Raw genomic sequence first — 20,045 nt, forward strand, 5'->3', positions numbered from 1 at the left:
TGACATCGGACCCGCAATGGCGTCGCTACGTAAATTCCCTAGGTCGGCCCTTCGGCCAGACCCGCCGAAAACGCGATCCGCAGGGCTTCGGACAGACTGCGCACCTTCAGCTTGCTCATCAGGTTGGCGCGATGAACCTCGACGGTCCGGGGCGAGATGCCCAGGTCGTAGGCGATGGTCTTGTTTGGCAGTCCCTGGGCCAGGCCCTTGAGCACATCCTGCTCGCGGCCGGTCAGGGCCGCCACGGCCACGGCCGCGTCCGCCGCCCGAGCCGCGCGGCCCTCGGCGTCGTCCAGGCGTTCGAACGCCGCCTCGATGGCCGCGAGCAGGACGGCCTTCTCGAAGGGCTTTTCGATGAAGTCCACGGCGCCGGCCTTCATCGCCCGCACCGCCAAGGTCACGTCGCCATGGCCGGTCAGCACGACGACCGGCATGGCCACGCCGCGTTCGACCATGGCCGCCTGGACTTCCAGGCCGTCCATCTCCGGCATGCGGACGTCCATCAGCACGCAACCCGGGTCCAGGTGGCGAACCTCGCGCAGGAAGGCCACGCCCGAGACGTGGGTGGTGACCGTAAAGCCGGACGTCTTGAGCATGAAGCCGGCCGAGCGGCGGATGGCTTCCTCGTCGTCCACGATATGGATAACGCGTTTTTCAGACATCGACCGCCTCCGGTTCGGCGCGCACCAGGGTGAAATGAAATTGCGAACCGCCGTCCTGGCCCGGTTCGAACCAGATTCGCCCGCCGTTGGCCTCGACGATCGTGCGGCAGATCGACAGCCCCAGGCCCATGCCGTCGGCCTTGGTGGTGACGAAGGCGGTGAACAGCTGCTCGGCGACCTTTGGCGAGACCCCCGTACCGCTGTCGGACACGGTCACCCGGATCAGGCCGCCCGGCTCGGCCCGGCTATGGAACGCCACCTGCCGCCGCGGGCAATCGACCGTCGCCTCCACGGCGTTGCGGGCCAGATTGATCAGCACCTGCTGGATCTGGACCTTGTCGACCAGCACCAGGCGGGCGTGCGGATCCAGGTCGAAGCTGGCCTTCACGCCGTCCTCGCGCGCGCCCATCAGACCCAGGGCGACGGCCTCGTCGACCAGGGCGGGTAAGTCCTCGACGGTCTTTTCCACCTCGCCGCGGGCGACGAAGTCGCGCAGGCGCCGCACGATATGGCCCGCGCGCATGGCCTGGCCGGCCGCGTCGTCGAGCGCCTCGCGGATCATCGGCAGGTCGTCGGGCGAGGGTTGGGCCAACAGGTCGCGAACGGCCTCGACATAGTTGGCGACCGCGGTGATCGGCTGGTTGAGCTCGTGCGCCAGGGTCGAGGCCATGGTGCCCATGGCGCTGACCCGCGCCACGTGGATCAGCTCCGACTGCAGCTCTTCAAGCTGGGTCTCGGTGCGGTGGCGCTCGGTCAGGTCGCGGATGAAGCCGGTGAACACCCTCTGCCCCTCGCCGTGCCCCTCCCCCTTCGCCTCGCCGACCGACAGCTCCATCGGGAAGGTCGTGCCGTCGCGCCTGAGTCCCACGACCACGCGGCCGATGCCGATGATCCGTCGCTCTCCGGTGGTCAGGTAGCGCCGCAGATAGGCGTCGTGTTGGGATTGGTCCGGCTCGGGCATCAGCCGGCTGACGTTCGCGCCGACGATCTCGGCTTCGGCGTAGCCGAACAGCCGTTCCGCCGCGGCGCTGAACGAGAGGATGGCTCCGCGCTCGTCGATGACGATCATGGCGTCGGGCACGGTCGACAGGATGGACGCCAGGTGGCTGGTGCTGGCGCGCAACGCCCGTTCGCTGGCCCTCTGGTCGGTGACGTCGCGGACCACCTTGCCAAAGCCCTGAAGCGCGCCGGCCTCGTCATACAGCGGCGTGATCGAGACGTGGGCCAGAAACTCCGAACCATCCTTGCGCAGGCGCCAATCCTCCTCCTCGAGCTTGCCCTGGGCCTGGGCCCGCTCCAGGTCGTCATCGGGCTTGCCGGCGGCTCGCGCGTCCGCGGGATAGAAGACGGCCGTGTGCTGGCCCAGGATTTCGGATTCGCTCCAGCCCTTGAGGCGCTCGGCCCCGGCGTTCCAGATCAGCACGTGGCCCCGCGGGTCCAGCATGTAGATGGCGTATTCGGCCGCCCCGTGGATCAGCAGGTTCAGTTCGCGCGCGATCCGGCCCGCGGCCGCGGCCCGCTCTTCGGCCTGCCGCTCGCTGGCGACGAATCGGCGTCGCAGTCGCTCCATCTCGCCGCCAACCAGGATCAGGGCGATCGAGACCAGGATGAACACCAGGGGCTCGGTCGAGTCGACCCCGCCGTGTCCGCTGAACCACAGGCCGGCGGCCAGGCCCAGGCTGGCGGCGACCAGGGCCGGGCCCAGACCGCCGAATGCGGCGGCCGTCACCACCGGCGCGGTGAACAGCAGATAGGGCGAGCGATGCTCCAGCCAGGGCCCCAGGGCGAGGCGCGCCATGGCCGCCACCGCCACGGCGGCGACCGCCCCGCCGTAGCGCATCGCCATGTTGAAGGCTCGCGCGTCTTCCGGTCGATCGCGCACCATCATCAGAGTCTCTCGCCGTCCCCGGTCGTGATGATGCGCGCCAACCGCGGACTTAGGCAAGGCGCGGATGCGTCTTCGGCGCCGGGTCACCTGGACTTGGCGGGACGGTCTTCGGCCGACGCGGCGCGGCGGCGGCGGCGGCGGCCGTTGAGCTGAAGCAGCGCCATGCCCGGCGCCATCGGCGCCCAAAGGGTCAGCAGCCGCAAGAGAATCGTCGCGGCGAAGGCCTGCTCCAACGGCGCGCCCAGCATGTGCAGGGTCGCGGTGCAGGTGGCTTCGAACGTGCCCAGGCCCAGTGGAATGGGCCCCAGGGTCGCGACGATCGAGGCCATGATCAGGGCGATGAAGGCGGTGGAGAAGGCCACGCCGCCGCCGAGCGCCAGCAGGCAGGCCTGCAGAGTGGTCGCGTCGAGCAGGAACACCAGGCCGTTGCACAACGCGACGCGCGCCAGCAGTTTGCGGTCCGCCAGCAGATCGCTTGGCGCCTGGGCCAGGGTCTCCAGCAGGATCCGGATCGGGCCCAGGCGCTCCAGGAAGGCCGGCAGCGGCCGGCCCCCGCGACGCCTCAGCCACAGCGCCAGGGCGGGCATGGCCAGGGCGACCAGAAGAAAGACGGTCACCAGGCCCGCCATCAGCGGCGTGGCGTGATCGTGCGACCAGAGCAACAGCAGCATGACCACGGCGAACACCGCATAGGCGGCGTAGTAGCCGATCAGGGACACGATCAGCGCCGCCACGGCGGTTCCGCGCTCGACGCCCAGACGCGAAAGCTGGTCGATCAGCACGAGATTGCCGCCCAGGCCGGCGGTGGGCATGGCCTGGTCGGCGAACAGCTTGGTCAGGGCGATCGGCACGAGCCGGCGCAGTTTCCGCGGCGCGCCGGCCCGGGCCAGAACCAGGCTCCAGCCGCTCGCGACGCTGACATAGGTCAGGACCTGGAGCACCAGGGCCGCCGCCAGCCACAGGGGCTGGGCGCGAGCCAACAGTCGGCCAAAGGCCGCCAGCTCGCCGAAATGGAGGATCGCCCAGACCAGGGCCGCGGCGGTCAGCCCGCCCAGCAGCCAGCGCCGCCACGCGCCGAAAACAGGGGCGCGCCCGGGCGCCCGCCGTTCAGCTCGGGCGGCCATGGCTGGAGCACTTTCGAATCCAGGCGGACATGACCTTTTTCCGCGCCTCACCGATGGGGAGCCTTGCCTAGTCGTCTCCCGTCTTCCGCGAACTTCGCAAACCTACGTAGGTTCCCCAATTGGGCCCACGCCCGTCAGCGACGATCCTTGAACCTTCGCGGGCATCACGCGCGGCCCAAGATCGAGGACACGTCATGACGCAGCGCAGCGACGACAAGCTCGAACTAGGGTTCTCGACGTCTGGAGACGACACCGACCACCTGGACTTCATGGTGCGGGTCTGGCTGTGGATGGCGGGCGGGATGCTGGTCTCGGCCGCCGGCGCCTGGGCTTGCGCCAACCTGCCGGCGCTGGCGCAGGTGCTGGTCACGGGCCGTGGCCTGACCCCCGCCGGCTGGGCGGTGACGCTCGCGCCCCTTCCTCTGTTGCTGATGCTGAGCGGCGCCGCCAGGCAGCTGGCGCCCGCCGCGGCGGCGCTGGTCTTTCTCACCTACGCCCTGCTGGTGGGCCTCTCGCTCGGAGATCTGGTGGCGGCCTATTCGGATCACGATCTGGCGCTCGCCTTCGTGTCCGTGGCGGCCGGATTCGCCGGCCTGGCCCTGCTGAGCGCCGCGACGCGGGCCGATCTGAGCGGCCTGGGCGCCTTTGGCCTGATGAGCCTGATGGCGCTGATCGTGGCCATGCTGGCCAATCTGCTGTTCGGCCCCTCGACAGTGGACCTGGCGATCTGCGCCATCGGCGTGCTGGTGTTCGCCGGCCTGACCGCGCTCGACGTCCAGCACATCGGCCGCCTGTACGCGCAACGCTGGAGCGGCGACGCGCGCGCGCCCGTGGTCGGGGCGCTGACGCTCTATCTGGACCTGCTGAACCCCTTCCTGTTCGCCCTGCGCCTGGCCGGACGGCGCCGATGAGCGCCAGGCCTCCGGAATTCTGGCGTCAGGGCGCCGGCGCGTTGATCAAGGCCTTGGCGAGCGATCGCCAGGGCCTTTCGGCATCGCAGGCCCGCTCGCGCCTGGCGCGCGACGGACCCAACACCATCGCCCCGGCCGCCCGCCGTCACGCCTGGGCCGATCTCTTGCGCCGCCTGACCAATCCGTTGGTCGCCATACTGCTGGTGGCCGCGGCCATCGCCGGCGCCACCGGCGATCTTCCGAGCTTCGTGATCATCGTCTTCGTCATCCTGGCCTCGACGGGCCTGGACATGGTTCAGGAGCATCGCGCCCAGGCCGTCGCCGCCGCCCTGCGCCAGACGATCGCCCTGCGCGCGGCGGTGTGGCGGGACGGCAAGGTGACGCAACAGCCGGTCGCGCAGCTGGTGGCCGGCGATGTCGTCGAGCTGGCCGCCGGCGATCTGGTCCCTGCCGACGGCGTGGTCCTGGAGGCCAACGGCGTGCAGGTCAATCAGGCCCTGCTGACCGGCGAGCCCTATCCCGTGGAGAAGGCGAGCGAGCCGGCCGCCACCGAAACCGTCCTGGCCGACGCGCGCAATGCGCTGTTCGAGGGCGCCTCCGTCGTCGCCGGCGCGGCCCGCATGCTGGTCGTCGCCACCGGCGCGCGCACCCGGATCGGGGCGATCGCCGGAGCCTTGTCGGCCGCGCAGCCCCCCACCGCGTTCGAGCGGGGAGTCCATCAGCTGGGCGTGCTGATCGTTCGGCTGACCCTGTTCCTGGTGCTGTTCGTCCTCCTGGCCCATCTGGCCCTCGGGCGGCCGGCCCTGCAGTCGTTCCTGTTCGCCATGGCCCTGGCGGTCGGCCTGACGCCCGAACTCCTGCCGATGATCATGACCGTGGCCCTGTCGCGCGGCGCCCAGCGCATGGCCGCGGCCAAGGTGGTGGTCAAGCGGCTGTCGGCGATCCACGACCTTGGCCAGATGGACATCCTGTGCACTGACAAGACCGGGACCCTGACGGAGGCCCGCATCGCCCTGGTCGGCCATCCGGGCCTCGACGGCGAGGACGACGACCAGGTGGCCGAGTGGGCGGCGGTCAACGCCAGGTTCGAGACCGGCCTGAAGAGCCCGCTGGACGAAGCCCTGATCCTGCACATGACCGGCCGCAGCCTGGAGGGCTGGCGCAAGCTCGACGAGCGGCCGTTCGACTTCGAGCGGCGGCGGGTGTCGGTCCTGGTCGAGCGGCTGTCGGACGGCGAACGCCTGGAGATCGTCAAGGGCGCGCCCGAGACCCTGCTGGCCCTCTGCGGCGAAGCGCAGGACCGTTCGGGCGCGCGCGTCCCGCTCGATCCGGCGCTTCGCCGGCGCCTGGCCGACCTGCAAGCCGATCGCGCCGCCAAGGGCCTGCGTCTCTTGGGCGTGGCGTTCAAGGCCGCGCCGGGCCAGGAAACGATCGGCGACCACGGCGATCAAGGCCTGGTGTTCCTCGGCTTCTGCGTCTTCGTCGACCCGCCCAAGGTCAGCGCGACCGCGGCCATCGGCCGACTGGAAGCGGCCGGCGTGCGGGTCAAGGTGATCTCGGGCGACGCCGCCGCCGTGGTGCAACATCTGGTGGCCGCCCTGGACCTGCCGGTCGAAGGCCTGCTGACCGGCGAGATGATCGACAGGCTCGACGACCAGGCCCTGGCTGTCCAGGTCGAACACGTCGACCTGTTCGCGCGCGTCACGCCCGACCAGAAGACGCGGATCGTCCGCGCCTTGCGCGCCAGGGGCCACACGGTCGGATTCATCGGCGACGGCATCAACGACGCCCCGGCGATCAGGGCCGCCGATGTCGGCCTGTCGGTCGAGGGCGCCACCGACGTCGCGCGCGAGGCCGCCGACATGATCCTGCTGGCCCCGGACCTGGGCGTGCTGGCCGACGGAGTGGCCGAAGGCCGGCGCACCTACGCCAACATCATGAAATACGTCCGCATGGGCACCAGCTCCAACTTCGGCAACATGCTGACCATGGCCCTGGCCTCCCTGGTCCTGCCGTTCCTGCCGCTGACCGCCGTCCAGGTGCTGCTCAACAACCTGATCTACGACCTGTCGCAGATCGGCATTCCGTTCGACGGCGCCGACGCCCCGGATCTCGCGCGGCCCAGGGCCTGGGACATGCGCGGCTTGCTGCGGTTCACCGCCCTGATGGGCCCGCTGTCGTCGGTGTTCGACATCGCCACGTTCGCGCTGCTGCTGAAGGTGTTTCACACGGACGTCGCCCAGTTTCGCGCCGCCTGGTTCATCGAATCCATGGCCACCCAGGTCCTGGTGATCTTCATCGTCCGCTCGGCCGGACCGGCGCTGGCCAGCCGGCCGCATCCGGCCCTGATCGTCAGCGCGCTCTGCGGCCTTTCGCTGGCCCTGGCCCTGCCCTTCCTGCCCTGGGCCCATGTGCTGGGCTTCGCTCCGCCCAGCGCCGCGACGCTTGCGGCGATCTTCGGCTTGGTGGCCGCCTATCTGATCGCCGCCGAGGCCTTGAAGAGCCGGGCCCTGGGCCTGGCGCGCCGCAGCCCGACGCCGATCTGACGCCGAGAGAGGGCCGCTTCGACTAGAGGCGCGCGCGGCGCAGACGCAGGGCGTTGCCGATCACGCTGACCGAGGACAGCGCCATGGCCAGGGCCGCGACGGCCGGCGACAGCGTCAGGCCGAAGGCCGGATAGAGCGCCCCCGCGGCGATCGGCACGCCGGCGACATTGTACGCGAAGGCGAAGACCAGGTTCTGGCGGATGTTGCGCATCACCGCGCGCGACAGCCGGCGGGCCCTGACGATGCCCTGCAGGTCGCCTTGCAGCAGCGTCACGCCCGCGCTCTCGATGGCCACGTCGGCGCCCGCGCCCATGGCGATCCCGACCTCGGCGGCGGCCAGGGCCGGGGCGTCGTTGACGCCGTCCCCGGCCATGGCCACGGAACGGCCCTCGGCGCGCAAGTCTTCGACCATCTTGGCCTTGTCCTGGGGCAGAACGTCGGCCAGCACCTCGTCGATGCCCAGCCGGCCGGCCACCGCCAGGGCGGTGCTGCGATTGTCGCCGGTGAGCATGACCACCCGCACGCCCTGAGCCTTCAAGGCGCGGATGGCCTCGACCGTGGTGGCCTTGATGGGGTCGGCGATCGCCAGGACGCCGACCAGACGGCCCTCGACGGCCGCGAAGATCGTGGTCGCGCCGTCCTGGCGCAGGGCTTGGGACTTGGCCTCCAGCGCGGAGACGTCGATCCCCTGGTCGGCCATCAGGCGGGCCCCGCCGAGCACCACGCGCTGCCCCTCGACCACGCCGATGACGCCCAGGCCGATGGGGGAGTCGAACTGCGTCGCCGGCGACAGCGCAAGGCCGCGATCCTTGGCGGCCCGCACGATCGCGTCGGCCAGGGGATGCTCGCTGCTCCGCTCCAGGCTGGCGGCCAGGCGCAACAGCCGCGTCGCATCGCCTCTGGGAACGACCTCGATCGCCGTCACCGCCGGGCGGCCTTCGGTCAGGGTGCCGGTCTTGTCAACGACCAGGGTGTCGATCTTCTCCAGGCGCTCGAGCGCCTCGGCGTTCTTGATCAGGACGCCCAGCTGGGCGCCGCGGCCGACCCCGACCATGATCGACATCGGCGTCGCCAGGCCCAGGGCGCAGGGGCAGGCGATGATCATCACCGACACCGCCGCCATCAGGGCGAAGCTCACCCGCGGCGCGGGACCGACCATCGCCCAGACCGCCGCCGCCAGGATCGCGGCCGCGATGACCGCCGGCACGAACCAGGCCGACACCTGGTCAGCCAGGCGTTGGACCGGGGCGCGGCTGCGCTGGGCCTGCGCGATCATCTGGACGATGCGGGCCAGCAGGGTCTCGGCGCCGACCTGCTGGGCGCGCATCACGAACGCGCCGGTCCGGTTGATCGAACCCGCGATGACCCTGTCGCCCGCCGACCTGGTGACGGGCATCGACTCGCCGGTGACCAGGGACTCGTCGATCGACACCCGGCCCTCGACGATCTCGCCGTCGACCGGGACCTTTTCGCCCGGGCGCACGCGCAGCCGATCGCCGACGCTGACCAGGTCCAGGGTCACGGTCTCGTCGGAGCCGTCGGCCTTGACCCGTCGCGCGGTCTTGGGCGCCAGGTCGAGCAGCGCCCTGATCGCGCCGGACGTGCGCTCGCGGGCCCTCAGCTCCAGCACCTGGCCCAGCAAGGCCAGGACGGTGATCACCGCCGCCGCCTCGAAATAGACCGGCGCCGTCCCCATCGCGTCGCGGGCGTTGGTCGGCAGCGCGCCCGGCGCGAACAGGCCGACCAGGCTGTAGGCGTAGGCCGCGCCCACGCCCATCGCGATCAGGGTGAACATGTTGAAGCGGCCGGTCGCCACGGAGGTCCAGCCGCGGGCCCAGAACGGCCAGCCGGCCCACAGCACCACCGGGGTCGACAGCGCGAACTGGATCCACGCGGAGACCGAGGGCTGAACCCACCGGTGATGGCCCAGGACATGGGCGCCCATCTCCAGGATGAACACCGGCAGGGTCAGAGCCAGCCCCAGCCAGAACCGCACCGTCATGTCGCGCAGTTCGGGACTTGGCCCGTCGTCGACGTCGACCGTCACCGGTTCCAGCGCCATGCCGCAGATCGGACAGAGACCCGGGCCAGCCTGCCGGATCTGCGAATGCATCGGACAGGTGAACAGCTTGGTCCCCGGCGGAAAGGCCGGCGGAGGCAAGGCGGTGGAGGCGCTTGGCCGATGGGCGCTCATCTGTGTCCTATCCTGGCTTGGCGCTCAATCCGTACGCCTGACGTCGAAAGGGCCAGCCGCGTGGCGCGGCCGGCCCCTGCTGATAAACGGTTCGACGGCGCGAAGGCTTCAGCTGCCGAGCACCAGCGGCAGCCGGGCGGCGTCGAGCATGCCCCGCGTGACGCCGCCGAACAGATCCTCGCGCGCCCGCCCGTGGCTGTAGGCGCCCATCAGGCAGTAGCTGGCGCCCTGGTTGGCGCAGGCTTCGAGGATCACCTTGTCGGCGCGCGTGTCGCGCGCCGGGACGCGCTCGATGGCGGCGTGGACACCGTGGCGCGACAGATAGGCCGCCGCCGCTTCCGCCGGCACGCCCTTGCCGCCGTCGTCGACGGTGAACAGCGTCACCGAACCGGCCAGCCGCAGCAGGGGAACGGCCGCCCGCAAGGTGGCCATCACAGGTTCGGAGCCGTCCCAGGCCACCAGGGCGTGGCCGCCGGCGTCGAAGCCGCGCGCGTCATCGGGCACGGCCACCACCGGGCATCGCGCCGACAGGACCGTGGCGGTGACGATGCCGCGCGGGTCGAGGTCCAGGAAGGTGTCGCGCTTGCAGTTGACCACCACCAAGTCGGCCAGGCCCGCCTCGTGCACGACGCAGTCGGCCATGTAGCCCATGCTGTCGATCCAGTCCCACGGCGCGTCTTCGTTGGCCAGGCGCAGCTGCAGGGCAGCGCGGTTGGCCGCCTCGATCTTGCGCTCCTCGACCAGGATCAGACCGGCGGCCCCGCCGTCGTAATCGCCGGCGAAGGCCGGGATCGGCGTGACGTCGACGCATTTGAGATGGCCGCCGAGCGATCGGACGAGGTCGAGCGCGGCCTGCAGCCGGGCTTCCTGACCGGGATCCTCGTGCACGAACAACAGCACGGTCTTCATGGTCGCCTCCATGGGCTTGAAGTGTGGGTAAGCGTATCTGCCTCGGCGGCGCGGGGTCCGGTATTGGGGAATCTACGCAGGCGCGCCGCGACGGCCGGCCAGGCTCGGCGATCGGGGACGGAAATGACGCCGATCAAGGCGCGCCGCGTCGGCCGGACCTTTGATCGAGGCTCCTCCCGCCTGGAGCCCGCCATGAAATACGCCGTCATTCTCGCCCATCCCAAGCCGACCAGCTTCTGCGCCGCGGTCGCCAGGACCTGCGTCGCCGCCCTTGAGCAGGGCGGCGCCCAGGCTGTGCTGCGCGACCTCTACGCGCTCGATTTCGATCCGCGCCTGAAGGCCGAGGAGCTGCCGGTCGGCCGGGGCTGGGCTCCGGCCCCCGACGTCGTCGCCGAACGGGCCCTGTTGTCGGACGTCGACGGCTTCGTGTTCGTCTATCCCTTCTGGTTCAACGCGCCGCCCGCGATCCTCAAGGGCTATGTCGATCGGGTGCTCAGCATGGGCTTTGGCTATCAGCCCGGCCCTCACGGCGCCGACCCCCTGCTGGTCGGCAAGACCCTGATGAGCATCTCCACCTCGGGCGCCCCCGAACACTGGGTCGATGCGACAGGCGCCCTGACCGCCTTGATGAGCGTTTTCGACCTGCACCTGGCGGCGGTCACCGGTCTACGGGTGGCGGGTCACGAGCACCTGGGCGGCGTCACCGGGCCCATGGCCGAGGAAGCCGCCCAGGACGTGCTCGATCGCGTGACCAGGGTGATCGGAGCGACCTTGGTCCCGCCCTCGCAAGCTACGTAATCTTCCCAATGGGCGGCGCGGGCGCATCCCAATATCCCTGGTCTCAACCGAGGAGACAGGCGATGACCCCGCAGGCGAACTTTTCCGATCGCGGCCGCATCGTGCCGCTGACCGCAAATCTGGCCGATCCCTTCCAGCGTCTGGGCGGGGTGCTGCGATTTGCCGTCGGCGAGGAGATCTACGCCCAGGAAGAAGAAGCCGACCTGATCTATCGGGTGGTCAGCGGCGCGGTTCGCGCCACCCGCCTGCTCAGCGACGGCCGCCGCCAGATCAGCGACTTCTACTTTCCGGGCGATCTGTTCGGCCTGGAGATCGGGCTGGTCCATCGGGCGGCCGCCGAGGCGCTCGGCGACGTCGAGGTCCTGGTCGTCAAGCGCCGCGCCCTCAAGCTGTTGGGTGAGGACGGCGTCCAACTTGAGCGCATGATCTGGCAGGCGACCGGCGAGCATCTGGAACGCGCGCACGATCACATGCTGCTCCTGGGCCGCAAGAGCGCCTGCGAGAAGGTCGCCTGCTTCCTGTCCGATATTTCCGACCGTTGCGCGGCCCCGTGGGCGGTCCTGCCGATGAGCCGCCAGGACATCGCCGACTATCTGGGCCTGACCATCGAAACCGTTTCGCGGATGGTCACCCAGCTTCAACAGGAGGGCCTGGTGGAGTTCGACGGCTGCCGCCGCTTCCGCATCGCCCACCGCGCGCGCCTCTCCGAGCGTGTCGCGGCCTAGAACGCGGCGGCCGGACGCAGGCGCCGGCTTCGGAGCTCTTCACGCGATAACGATTTGAATTATAGCCTGTTTATCTGTTTTTGATGGTTCCATCAGAAGCGATAAACAGGCTCTAGGCCTTGGCTTGCCGCAGATCCCGGATGATCTTGGTCAGCGCCTCGGCCGTGGCGTCGACGCGATCATGCGCCTCGTCCAGCGCCAATCGCTGATGAAGCCCCTTGGCCATCTTCTCGCGCAGCACGCCCAGGGCGCGGGGCGGCGCGATCAGGATCAGGGCGTCGAAGCTTTCGGCGGTCATCAACGCGTCCAGCCGGTCGCAGAGCTTGCCCAGAAAGGCGGCTTCGGCCTTGTCAGCGCCCGACTCCCCATGGCGCCCATGGGTTCCGCGAACCGCGGAGTCGTGTCCGCTCTTGGAATGAAGATCTTCGAGCCAATCGGTGTGTTCGATGAGATGTCCGCCGCGCCGGGCCTCTTCGAAGACGCGGGCCTGCACGCCGTCGGCGGTGACCACCAGGGTTCGTTCGTCTTGCCGCATGACCGTTCTCCTGAAAAGCGCCAAGATGCCGCCCGCCGCGCGGGTCGACGCTGATCGAAATCAAGTTCGGCGTTCGAGGCCCGATCAGGCGGCCTCGGCGCCCGCCCCCTCGTCGACGGTCAGGACCGCCGCGCCGGTGAAGGCGCCGGCGCGCAGGTCCGACAGGGCCTGGCCGGCCTGGCGCAGCGGGTAAGCCTTGACGTGGGGCCGCACGCCGGCGGCGGCCGCGCGGGGCAGATAGTCCCGGGCGTCGGCGCGCGTGAGGTTGGCCACCGAGACCAGGCGTCGCTCGCCCCAGAGATCGGCATAGGCCATGGCCGGCAGGTCGCTCATGTGGATGCCGCCGCAGACGACGGTTCCGCCCTTGCGCACGGCCCGCAGCGCCACGGGAACCAGCGCGCCGACGGCCGCGAAGATGATCGCCGCGTCGAGCGGCTCGGGCGGGGCCTGCAGCGAGCCGCCGGCCCAGACACAGCCCAGGCCGCGGGCCAGGTCCTGGGCGGCGATGTCGCCGTCGCGAGTGAAGGCGTAGACGTACTGCCCCTCGCTGATGGCCAGCTGCGCCAGCAGGTGCGCCGCCGCCCCGAAGCCGAACAGGCCCAGGCGTTCGACCGGCCGCGCCTCCATCGCCATCCGCCAGGCCCGGAAGCCGATCAGCCCGGCGCACAGCAAGGGCGCGGCCTCGACGTCGCCATAAGCCTCCGGGATGGCGACACAGCAGTCGGCGTCGGCCACGGTCAGTTGAGCGTAGCCGCCGTCGCGCGTCCATCCTGTGAACAGCGGGCGATCACAGAGATTCTCGGCGTCCTCGCGGCAATAGGGGCAGCGGCCGCAGGTTCGCCCCAGCCAGGTCACGCCGACCCGCGCGCCGAGCGCGAACCCTTCGACCCCTTCGCCCAGCGCCTCGACGACGCCGACGATCTCGTGGCCCGGGATGATCTCGCCCTCGACGGGCAGGTCGCCGTCCAGCAGGTGAAGGTCGGTCCGGCAGACGCCGCAGGCCTTGACCCGGATCAGAAGCTCCCCCCGCCCGGGCCGGGGCGCCGGCCGCAGGGCCGCCGCCAGGTGTCCGTCCTTGAGCACCATGGCCAGCATGCTCAGGGCTCCTTCCTCGGCGCGGCGACGGCGACCGGCGCCAGACTCTTGAGGTAGGCCAGGATCGCGGCGTTGTCCTCGGGGCCGAACGACCATTCGGGCATCGGGCCGTGGCCGACCGAGAGTCCCTCGGCCAGGGCTTCGCCGAGCTGGTCGGTGTCGTAGCGTTCGTGCAGCTGGCGAAACCGCGGCGCCTGAGGATTGGGGCTGTCCCCCGTCCGTCCGACCGCGTGACAGCCGGCGCAGTCGCGCTGAACGATGGCCTGGCCGCGGACCGCGGCGTCGCCCATTCTGGCCGTCGCCGGCGCGGCCTGGGCGAGCGCGGCGCATTGGACCGCCAGGGCCAGTCCCGCGCCGATCCGAATGACGATATTCCGATAGGCCATGGCCAAGACTCCCGCGCGGCGACCGCGGTCAAGGGCGCTCCCCACGACCCGTTCGGCGACTGTTGCGGCCATTGTGCGCCGCGCCCTCCGCTCTCGCCCTTGATCGGCGTCAACCGCCGTCCGGTTGGTCCGGCGCAAGTCCTCCGACCGTCGACGCCCCCTTCACGGAGCCTGTCATGACCCCCGTCGCCCACGGCGGTCGGACGCCTCGGAAACCGCGGCGGCTGATTGATCGCGCTCAAAGCGGCCGCGCGATGAAGGCGCCCAATGGGCCGCCCCCGACAAGCCAGGAGTCCCGCCATGCATAAGACCATGAAAGCCGCCGTCGTCCGCGCGTTCGGCCAGCCGCTGGTGATCGAGGAGGTCGCCGTGCCCACGCCCGGCCCCGGTCAGATCCTGGTCAAGATCGCCGCCAGCGGCGTCTGCCACACCGACCTGCACGCCGCCCAGGGCGACTGGCCGGTCAAGCCCAAGCCGCCCTTCATCCCCGGCCACGAGGGCGTGGGCCATGTCGCCGCGGTCGGCGCCGGCGTCACCCATGTGCGCGAAGGCGACCGGGTCGGCGTGCCGTGGCTCTATTCGGCCTGCGGCCACTGCGCCCACTGCCTGGGCGGCTGGGAGACCCTTTGCGGCGAACAGCAGAACACCGGCTATTCGGTGAACGGCGGCTTCGCCGAGTACGTGATCGCCGATCCGAACTATGTCGGCCACCTGCCGGACAATATCGGCTTCATCGAGATCGCGCCCATCCTGTGCGCCGGCGTCACCGTCTATAAGGGCCTGAAGGTCACCGACACCAAGCCAGGCGACTGGGTGGCGATCTCCGGGATCGGCGGCCTGGGTCACATGGCGGTGCAGTACGCCAAGGCGATGGGGCTGAACGTCGTGGCGGTGGACATCGACGACAAGAAGCTCAAGCTCGCCGAAAGCCTGGGCGCGGCCCTGACGGTGAACGCGCGCGACGTCGATCCGGCCGCCTTCATCCAGAAGGAGATCGGCGGGGCTCATGGCGTCCTGGTCACCGCGGTCTCGACCAAGGCCTTTCAGCAGGCCATGGGCATGGCCCGCCGCGGAGGCACGATTTCCCTGAACGGCCTGCCGCCGGGCGATTTTCCGCTATCGATCTTCGACACCGTGCTCAACGGCCTCACGGTGCGCGGCTCGATCGTCGGCACGCGCCTGGACCTGCAGGAGGCGCTCGACTTCGCCGCCGCCGGCAAGGTCCGCGCGACCGTCGGCACGGAGCGGCTGGAGAACATCAACGATGTTTTCGACCGCATGCGTCGCGGCGAGATCGAGGGCCGGCTCGTGCTGGATCTCGCCGCCTCCTGATCCAAGCGAACCCCTCGGCCGCGAGGCCAGGGTCCCGTCGGCGGATCTGGCGCGCCATGGCTCCGAGGGCGGGCTAAGAGCTCGCCTGCTCGGCGCCCCCGACATCGTCGCGCCGGTTAGTTGACCCTCGCCGCGCCAGGCACATCCGCCGAGCGCTCCGCCCGATAGCGTCGCGGCGACATGCCCTCGGCTTTGGCGAAGAAACGCGAGAAGTAGGCGGGGTCCTCGAAGCCCAGATGGTAGCCGACCTCGGCCACGGTCATGTTCGAATAGAGCAGCGCCCGCTTCGCCTCGAGGATCGCGCGATCCTGCATCAGCCGCAGCGGGGAAACGGCCGCGATCTTCCGGCAAGCCGCCCTCAACCGCCCGACCGTCACCCCCAGCCGATCCGCATGGTCCTTGATGGTCAGGGGCTCGCGGTAGTGGGCCTCGACCAGTTCGCGAAAGCGCGCCACCAGCCGGGCCTGGGCTCCGTGGATCGCGCGGCCGGTCGCCTTGGCGTGGATCGACAGGCGCAGGGCCTCGACCATGACGGCCAGCAGGTGCGCCTCGACCGCGGCCCCGCTGCCGGGCGCGGCCCAGACCAGTTCGCGCGACAGGTTTCCCAGCGCCGGCCCAACGCTCGACGTCGCGGACAGGGGCAGATGGCACGGGGCCTTGAACAGGTTCGAAAAATCCGGCTCCCGCGCGACGAGATCGCGCAGATAGCTGTCGGCCAGGGTCAAGACCGTCCCCGTCGTCTCGGCCTCCCAGGCAAAACCATGAACGACGCGCGAGGGCACGAGCAACAGGCAGGGCGCGGCGAAGACGGCCGCCTGGTCCTCCGCATGCATCACGCCGCCGCCGGAAGTGATGTGGAAGACGTGATTGAGGTCGGCATGGGCGTGCGCCCGGATATTCCAATCATTCGGCCGCGAGCGATCGTCCAAGTCCTCCAAGTGCAAGAACTTGCCCTCGACAGTTCGGAGCGGTTCTCCAAACAGGAAAAAGCTCGGAATTTCGGCCTTCTGCGTCATCTGAAAGTCTCTCGATCTAGGCGCCCGCCAAAATCGCCAAGCGATAAAAAGTCCAACTTTATGGACGCTCTGTCCATCCCATTCGGACGCCGCGGCCCTAGGGTTCACGCAAGTCGCGACAAGCGACGCCCAACCGCCGGAGGAGACGTCGTTGCGCACCCAGGTCGCCATCATTGGCGCCGGCCCCGCCGGCCTGTTCCTCGGACACCTGCTGAAGCGCGCCGGCGTTGACGCCGTGATCCTCGAACGCCGCGATCGCGCCTATGTCGAAGGCCGCGTGCGCGCGGGCGTGCTGGAGCAGGTCACCGTCGACCTCATGGAGCGGCTGGACCTTGGCCAGCGCATGCGCCGCGAAGGCCTGGTCCACGGCGGCACCAACCTGGCTAGCGACGGCGACGTCTTCCGCATCGACATGGCCGAATTGACGGGCGGCTCGACCGTCATGGTCTATGGCCAGCAGGAGGTGATGAAGGACCTGTTCGACGCCGCCGAGGCGCGCGGCGTCCAGATCGTCTTCGACGCCGAGGACGTCCATCCTCAGGACATCGAAAGCGACCGCCCGAGCGTCACCTGGCGCGAGAACGGCGTCGACAAGCGTCTGGACTGCGACTTCATCGCCGGCTGCGACGGCTATCACGGCGTCAGCCGCGCCGCGATCCCAAGTGACGTGCTCAGGACCTTCGAGCGGGTCTATCCGTTCGGCTGGCTGGGCATACTGGCCGAGGTGCCGCCCTGCGACCACGAGCTGATCTATTCCAACCACGAGCGCGGGTTCGCCCTGGCCTCGATGCGCTCGCCCACCCGCAGCCGCTACTACATTCAGTGCGGCCTTGACGAGAAGATCGAGGACTGGAGCGATGAGCGGTTCTGGGACGAGCTCTGCCTGCGCCTGGGTCCAGAAGCCGGCGCCAAGGTCATCCGTGGCCCGTCCTTCGAGAAATCCATCGCGCCCCTGCGCAGCTTCGTCACCGAGCCGATGCGCCACGGCCGCCTGTTCCTGGCCGGCGACGCGGCCCACATCGTGCCGCCCACTGGGGCCAAGGGCATGAACCTGGCGGTCTCCGACGTCGTCATGCTGTCCGAGGCGTTGGTCGAGCACTTCCAGGACGGTTCGGACGCCGGCGTCGACCACTATTCGGCCCGCGCCTTGGCCCGGGTCTGGAAGGCCGAGCGCTTTTCCTGGTGGTTCACCAGCCTGACCCACAGGTTCCCCGACCGCGACGGCTTCGACCGCAAGATGCAGGTGGCCGAGCTGGCCTACATCAAGGGATCGCGCGCCGCCCAGATCACCCTCGCCGAAAACTATGTCGGTCTGCCGCTCGTCTAGGCGGATCAGGAGCAAGCGATGAAGAGCAAGATCTACGACAGCGCCGCCGCCGCGCTCGAGGGCGTCGTCTTCGACGGCATGACCCTGATGTCGGGCGGCTTTGGCCTGTCGGGCAATCCCGAGAGCCTGATCCCGGCGATCAAGGAGACAGGCGTCAAGGACCTGACCGTGATCAGCAACAACTGCGGGGCCGACGGGTTTGGCCTGTGGCAGTTGCTGAACAACGGCCAGATCAGGAAGATGATCTCCAGCTATGTCGGTGAAAACAGGCTGTTCGAGCAGCTCTATCTGTCGGGCGAGCTGGCGTTGGAGCTGAACCCGCAGGGCACCCTGGCCGAACGCATCCGGGCCGGCGGCGCGGGCATCCCGGCCTTCTACACCAAGACCGGCGTCGGCACGGTGGTGGCGGAAGGCAAGCCGGTCGAGACGTTCGAGGGCGAGGACTATGTCCGCGAGACCTGGCTCCGCGCCGACCTCGCCATCGTCAAGGCCTGGAAGGCCGATCCCGAGGGCAACCTGATGTTCCGGATGACGGCCCGCAACTTCAACCCGGTGATGGCCACGGCCGGCAAGGTCACGATCGTCGAGGTCGAGGAGATCGTCGAGGCCGGCGAATTGGACGCCAACGCCATCCACACGCCGGGCATCTATGTCGACCGCATCATCAAGTCGACGATCAACGAGAAGCGTATCGAGAAGCTGACCACCCGTCCTCGGGAAGCCCAGATGGGAGAGACCGCGTAATGGCCTGGACCCGCGACGAGATGGCGGCCCGCGCCGCCCGCGAACTCAAGGACGGCTTCTATGTCAACCTGGGCATCGGCATCCCGACCCTGGTGGCCAACCACATTCCGGACGGAGTCCACGTCACCCTGCAGAGCGAGAACGGCATGCTGGGCATGGGTCCCTTCCCGTACGAGGGTGAGGCCGATCCCGACCTGATCAACGCCGGCAAGCAGACGATCACCAAGCTGCCGACCTCCAGCTTCTTCGACAGCGCCCAGAGCTTCGCGATGATCCGCGGCGGCCACATCGACCTGACGGTGCTGGGCGCCATGGAGGTGGCCCAGAACGGCGACATCGCCAACTGGACCATCCCCGGCAAGATGGTGAAGGGCATGGGCGGGGCCATGGACCTCGTCGCCGGCGTCAAGCGCGTGATCGTGGTCATGGACCACGCCAACAAGGCCGGCGACAGCAAGGTTCTCAAACGCTGCGCCCTGCCCCTGACCGGCGCGGCCTGCGTCGACATGGTGATCACCGACCTCTGCGTGTTCGATCTCGATCGGAAAGGCGGCGGCCTGACCCTGATCGAAATGGCCCCCGGCGTCACACTGGATGAGATCCAGGCCAAGACCGAGGCCGACTTCGACGCCGGAGCCTTCGCGTGACCGCCGCCTATCTCTGCGACGGCGTCCGCACGCCGTTCGGCCGCTATGGCGGCGCCTTGGCCAGGGTTCGCGCCGACGACCTGGCCGCTATCCCCATCAAGGCCCTGGTGGCCCGCCATCCCGGCCTCGACTGGAGCGCCGTCGACGAGGTCGTACTGGGCTGCGCCAATCAGGCGGGCGAGGACAATCGCAATGTCGCGCGCATGGCCGCCCTGCTGGCCGGCCTCCCCGACAGCGTCCCGGGCGCCACCGTCAACCGCCTGTGCGCCTCGGGCCTGGAAGCCGTGGGCTACGCCGCCCGTGCTGTCGCCGCCGGCCATGCCGATCTGGTGATCGCCGGCGGCGTCGAGAGCATGAGCCGCGCCCCGTTCGTCATGGGCAAGGCCGACAGCGCCTTCTCGCGCGCCGCCAAGATCGAAGACACCACCATCGGCTGGCGCTTCGTCAATCCGGCCATGCAGAAGGCCTATGGCGTCGACTCGATGCCCGAGACCGCCGAGAACGTCGCCGCCGACTTCGGGATCAGCCGCGCCGACCAGGACGCCTTCGCGCTGCGCAGCCAGCAGCGCGCCGCGACCGCGATCCAAGCTGGCTTCTTCGACGGCGAGATCACTCCGGTCGAAATCCCCGGCAAGGCCGGCCCGGTGATCGTCGACCGCGACGAGCATCCCCGCGAGACCACCCTGGAAGCGCTTTCCAAACTCAAACCCGTCGTCCGCGAGGGCGGCACGGTGACGGCCGGCAACGCCTCGGGGGTCAATGACGGCTCGGCGGCGCTGCTGATCGCCTCGGAGGCCGCCGTCCGGAAGCACGGCCTAACGCCGCGCGCCCGCATCCTCGGCTACGCCACGGCCGGCGTCGCGCCACGCGTGATGGGCATCGGCCCGGTCCCGGCCACCCAGCGCCTGATGACCCGCGCGGGCCTGTCGATCGGCGACTTCGACGTGGTCGAGCTGAACGAAGCCTTCGCCGCCCAAGGCCTGGCCGTCCTGCGCCAACTGGGACTGCCCGACGAGGGCGCCCACGTGAACCCCAACGGCGGGGCCATCGCCCTGGGCCATCCCCTGGGCGCGTCCGGCGCCCGCCTGGTGCTCACCGCTCTGCGGCAACTGGAAGCCACCGGCGGCCAGCGGGCCCTGGCCACCCTCTGCATCGGCGTCGGCCAGGGCGCGGCCCTGGCCTTCGAACGCGTCTAGGAGCAACCGT

Annotated in this window: 18 protein-coding genes; 9 read left to right on the forward strand and 9 right to left on the reverse strand. The window is 69.8% G+C overall.

Annotated features, from left to right (window positions below):
• Positions 1–38: 38 nt before the first annotated feature.
• The 3 genes from ASD21_RS17975 to ASD21_RS17985 all read right to left on the reverse strand — a co-directional run bounded on the left by ASD21_RS17975 (position 39) and on the right by ASD21_RS17985 (position 3,674).
• Positions 39–662 carry a response regulator transcription factor gene (locus tag ASD21_RS17975; protein WP_056444482.1) on the reverse strand — a complete coding sequence of 208 codons (624 nt, stop codon included), beginning with the start codon at positions 660–662 and terminating at the stop codon, positions 39–41.
• Positions 655–2,550, reverse strand: coding sequence for a PAS domain S-box protein (locus tag ASD21_RS17980; protein ID WP_056444485.1), 1,896 nt, complete (start codon positions 2,548–2,550; stop codon positions 655–657). The genes ASD21_RS17975 and ASD21_RS17980 overlap by 8 nt, the downstream gene beginning before the upstream one ends.
• 83 nt (positions 2,551–2,633) lie before the next feature.
• Positions 2,634–3,674, reverse strand: coding sequence for a lysylphosphatidylglycerol synthase transmembrane domain-containing protein (locus ASD21_RS17985; RefSeq protein ID WP_056444492.1), 1,041 nt, complete (start codon positions 3,672–3,674; stop codon positions 2,634–2,636).
• 194 nt (positions 3,675–3,868) lie between these two features.
• On the opposite strand from ASD21_RS17985, the gene ASD21_RS17990 reads away from it, so the two are divergent.
• Positions 3,869–4,585: a Bax inhibitor-1/YccA family protein gene (locus ASD21_RS17990; RefSeq protein ID WP_056444495.1), complete on the forward strand. Its 717-nt coding sequence runs from the start codon at positions 3,869–3,871 to the stop codon at positions 4,583–4,585.
• The gene (mgtA, locus tag ASD21_RS17995; protein ID WP_056444498.1) at positions 4,582–7,131 is read left to right on the forward strand and encodes a magnesium-translocating P-type ATPase; all 2,550 of its coding nucleotides are present in this window, start codon (positions 4,582–4,584) and stop codon (positions 7,129–7,131) included. Before ASD21_RS17990 ends, mgtA begins: the two co-directional genes overlap by 4 nt.
• Positions 7,132–7,153: 22 nt before the next feature.
• Here mgtA and ASD21_RS18000 read toward each other — a convergent pair whose 3' ends face one another.
• Both ASD21_RS18000 and ASD21_RS18005 read right to left on the reverse strand, forming a co-directional pair.
• Positions 7,154–9,325: a copper-transporting P-type ATPase gene (locus tag ASD21_RS18000; RefSeq protein WP_082554839.1), complete on the reverse strand. Its 2,172-nt coding sequence runs from the start codon at positions 9,323–9,325 to the stop codon at positions 7,154–7,156.
• Between the two features lie 108 nt (positions 9,326–9,433).
• Positions 9,434–10,234, reverse strand: a complete 801-nt coding sequence (locus tag ASD21_RS18005; protein ID WP_056446151.1) for a universal stress protein — start codon at positions 10,232–10,234, stop codon at positions 9,434–9,436.
• A gap of 192 nt (positions 10,235–10,426) precedes the next feature.
• Here ASD21_RS18005 and ASD21_RS18010 point away from each other — a divergent pair, with 192 nt between their 5' ends.
• Complete coding sequence (locus ASD21_RS18010) at positions 10,427–11,032, forward strand: NAD(P)H-dependent oxidoreductase (RefSeq protein WP_056446153.1); 606 nt, start codon at positions 10,427–10,429, stop codon at positions 11,030–11,032.
• Positions 11,033–11,094: 62 nt separating this feature from the next.
• Entirely contained in the window at positions 11,095–11,757 is a 663-nt protein-coding gene (locus ASD21_RS18015) for a helix-turn-helix domain-containing protein (RefSeq protein WP_056444501.1), read from the forward strand.
• A 112-nt stretch (positions 11,758–11,869) separates the two neighbouring features.
• On the opposite strand, the gene ASD21_RS18020 is transcribed toward ASD21_RS18015, so the two are convergent.
• The 3 genes from ASD21_RS18020 to ASD21_RS18030 all read right to left on the reverse strand — a co-directional run bounded on the left by ASD21_RS18020 (position 11,870) and on the right by ASD21_RS18030 (position 13,773).
• Positions 11,870–12,292 (reverse strand): host attachment protein, encoded by a 423-nt coding sequence (locus tag ASD21_RS18020; RefSeq protein WP_056444504.1) that lies wholly within the window; start codon positions 12,290–12,292, stop codon positions 11,870–11,872.
• A gap of 84 nt (positions 12,293–12,376) precedes the next feature.
• Positions 12,377–13,387 (reverse strand): zinc-binding alcohol dehydrogenase family protein, encoded by a 1,011-nt coding sequence (locus ASD21_RS18025; protein ID WP_056444507.1) that lies wholly within the window; start codon positions 13,385–13,387, stop codon positions 12,377–12,379.
• Positions 13,388–13,389: 2 nt separating this feature from the next.
• On the reverse strand, positions 13,390–13,773 hold the full coding sequence (locus ASD21_RS18030; protein ID WP_056444511.1) for a c-type cytochrome: 384 nt from the start codon (positions 13,771–13,773) through the stop codon (positions 13,390–13,392).
• 300 nt (positions 13,774–14,073) lie between these two features.
• Between ASD21_RS18030 and adhP the strand changes: the two genes are divergently transcribed.
• Complete coding sequence (adhP, locus tag ASD21_RS18035; RefSeq protein WP_056444514.1) at positions 14,074–15,105, forward strand: alcohol dehydrogenase AdhP; 1,032 nt, start codon at positions 14,074–14,076, stop codon at positions 15,103–15,105.
• 116 nt (positions 15,106–15,221) lie between these two features.
• Here the strand turns inward: adhP and ASD21_RS18040 are convergent, their stop codons facing one another.
• On the reverse strand, positions 15,222–16,121 hold the full coding sequence (locus ASD21_RS18040) for a helix-turn-helix domain-containing protein (protein ID WP_056444517.1): 900 nt from the start codon (positions 16,119–16,121) through the stop codon (positions 15,222–15,224).
• Positions 16,122–16,272: 151 nt separating this feature from the next.
• On the opposite strand from ASD21_RS18040, the gene pobA reads away from it, so the two are divergent.
• Genes pobA through pcaF form a run of 4 tightly spaced genes read left to right on the forward strand, consistent with a single transcriptional unit; the run spans position 16,273 to position 20,035 of the window.
• A complete protein-coding gene (pobA, locus tag ASD21_RS18045; RefSeq protein WP_056444520.1) occupies positions 16,273–17,448 on the forward strand; it encodes a 4-hydroxybenzoate 3-monooxygenase in 1,176 nt (391 codons plus the stop codon).
• A gap of 18 nt (positions 17,449–17,466) precedes the next feature.
• Positions 17,467–18,192, forward strand: coding sequence for a CoA transferase subunit A (locus ASD21_RS18050; RefSeq protein ID WP_056444523.1), 726 nt, complete (start codon positions 17,467–17,469; stop codon positions 18,190–18,192).
• Positions 18,192–18,839, forward strand: coding sequence for a CoA transferase subunit B (locus ASD21_RS18055; RefSeq protein ID WP_056444526.1), 648 nt, complete (start codon positions 18,192–18,194; stop codon positions 18,837–18,839). Before ASD21_RS18050 ends, ASD21_RS18055 begins: the two co-directional genes overlap by 1 nt.
• The gene (gene pcaF / locus ASD21_RS18060) at positions 18,836–20,035 is read left to right on the forward strand and encodes a 3-oxoadipyl-CoA thiolase (protein WP_056444529.1); all 1,200 of its coding nucleotides are present in this window, start codon (positions 18,836–18,838) and stop codon (positions 20,033–20,035) included. Before ASD21_RS18055 ends, pcaF begins: the two co-directional genes overlap by 4 nt.
• The last annotated feature ends 10 nt before the right edge of the window (positions 20,036–20,045 follow it).

This window comes from Caulobacter sp. Root1455, assembly GCF_001426905.1.
In the GTDB taxonomy this organism is placed as follows: Bacteria; Pseudomonadota; Alphaproteobacteria; order Caulobacterales; family Caulobacteraceae; genus Caulobacter.

Excerpts from the sequence above, each read along its gene's own strand:
- ASD21_RS18020 (WP_056444504.1), bottom strand. The coding sequence starts at position 12,292 with ATGCGGCAAGACGAACGAACCCTGGTGGTCACCGCCGACGGCGTGCAG.
- adhP (WP_056444514.1), top strand. The coding sequence starts at position 14,074 with ATGCATAAGACCATGAAAGCCGCCGTCGTCCGCGCGTTCGGCCAGCCG.
- mgtA (WP_056444498.1), top strand. The coding sequence starts at position 4,582 with ATGAGCGCCAGGCCTCCGGAATTCTGGCGTCAGGGCGCCGGCGCGTTG.
- ASD21_RS17975 (WP_056444482.1), bottom strand. The coding sequence starts at position 662 with ATGTCTGAAAAACGCGTTATCCATATCGTGGACGACGAGGAAGCCATC.
- ASD21_RS17980 (WP_056444485.1), bottom strand. The coding sequence starts at position 2,550 with ATGATGGTGCGCGATCGACCGGAAGACGCGCGAGCCTTCAACATGGCG.
- ASD21_RS18030 (WP_056444511.1), bottom strand. The coding sequence starts at position 13,773 with ATGGCCTATCGGAATATCGTCATTCGGATCGGCGCGGGACTGGCCCTG.
- ASD21_RS18000 (WP_082554839.1), bottom strand. The coding sequence starts at position 9,325 with ATGAGCGCCCATCGGCCAAGCGCCTCCACCGCCTTGCCTCCGCCGGCC.
- ASD21_RS17985 (WP_056444492.1), bottom strand. The coding sequence starts at position 3,674 with ATGGCCGCCCGAGCTGAACGGCGGGCGCCCGGGCGCGCCCCTGTTTTC.
- ASD21_RS18050 (WP_056444523.1), top strand. The coding sequence starts at position 17,467 with ATGAAGAGCAAGATCTACGACAGCGCCGCCGCCGCGCTCGAGGGCGTC.
- ASD21_RS18005 (WP_056446151.1), bottom strand. The coding sequence starts at position 10,234 with ATGAAGACCGTGCTGTTGTTCGTGCACGAGGATCCCGGTCAGGAAGCC.
- ASD21_RS18010 (WP_056446153.1), top strand. The coding sequence starts at position 10,427 with ATGAAATACGCCGTCATTCTCGCCCATCCCAAGCCGACCAGCTTCTGC.
- ASD21_RS18040 (WP_056444517.1), bottom strand. The coding sequence starts at position 16,121 with ATGACGCAGAAGGCCGAAATTCCGAGCTTTTTCCTGTTTGGAGAACCG.
- ASD21_RS17990 (WP_056444495.1), top strand. The coding sequence starts at position 3,869 with ATGACGCAGCGCAGCGACGACAAGCTCGAACTAGGGTTCTCGACGTCT.
- ASD21_RS18055 (WP_056444526.1), top strand. The coding sequence starts at position 18,192 with ATGGCCTGGACCCGCGACGAGATGGCGGCCCGCGCCGCCCGCGAACTC.
- ASD21_RS18015 (WP_056444501.1), top strand. The coding sequence starts at position 11,095 with ATGACCCCGCAGGCGAACTTTTCCGATCGCGGCCGCATCGTGCCGCTG.
- ASD21_RS18025 (WP_056444507.1), bottom strand. The coding sequence starts at position 13,387 with ATGCTGGCCATGGTGCTCAAGGACGGACACCTGGCGGCGGCCCTGCGG.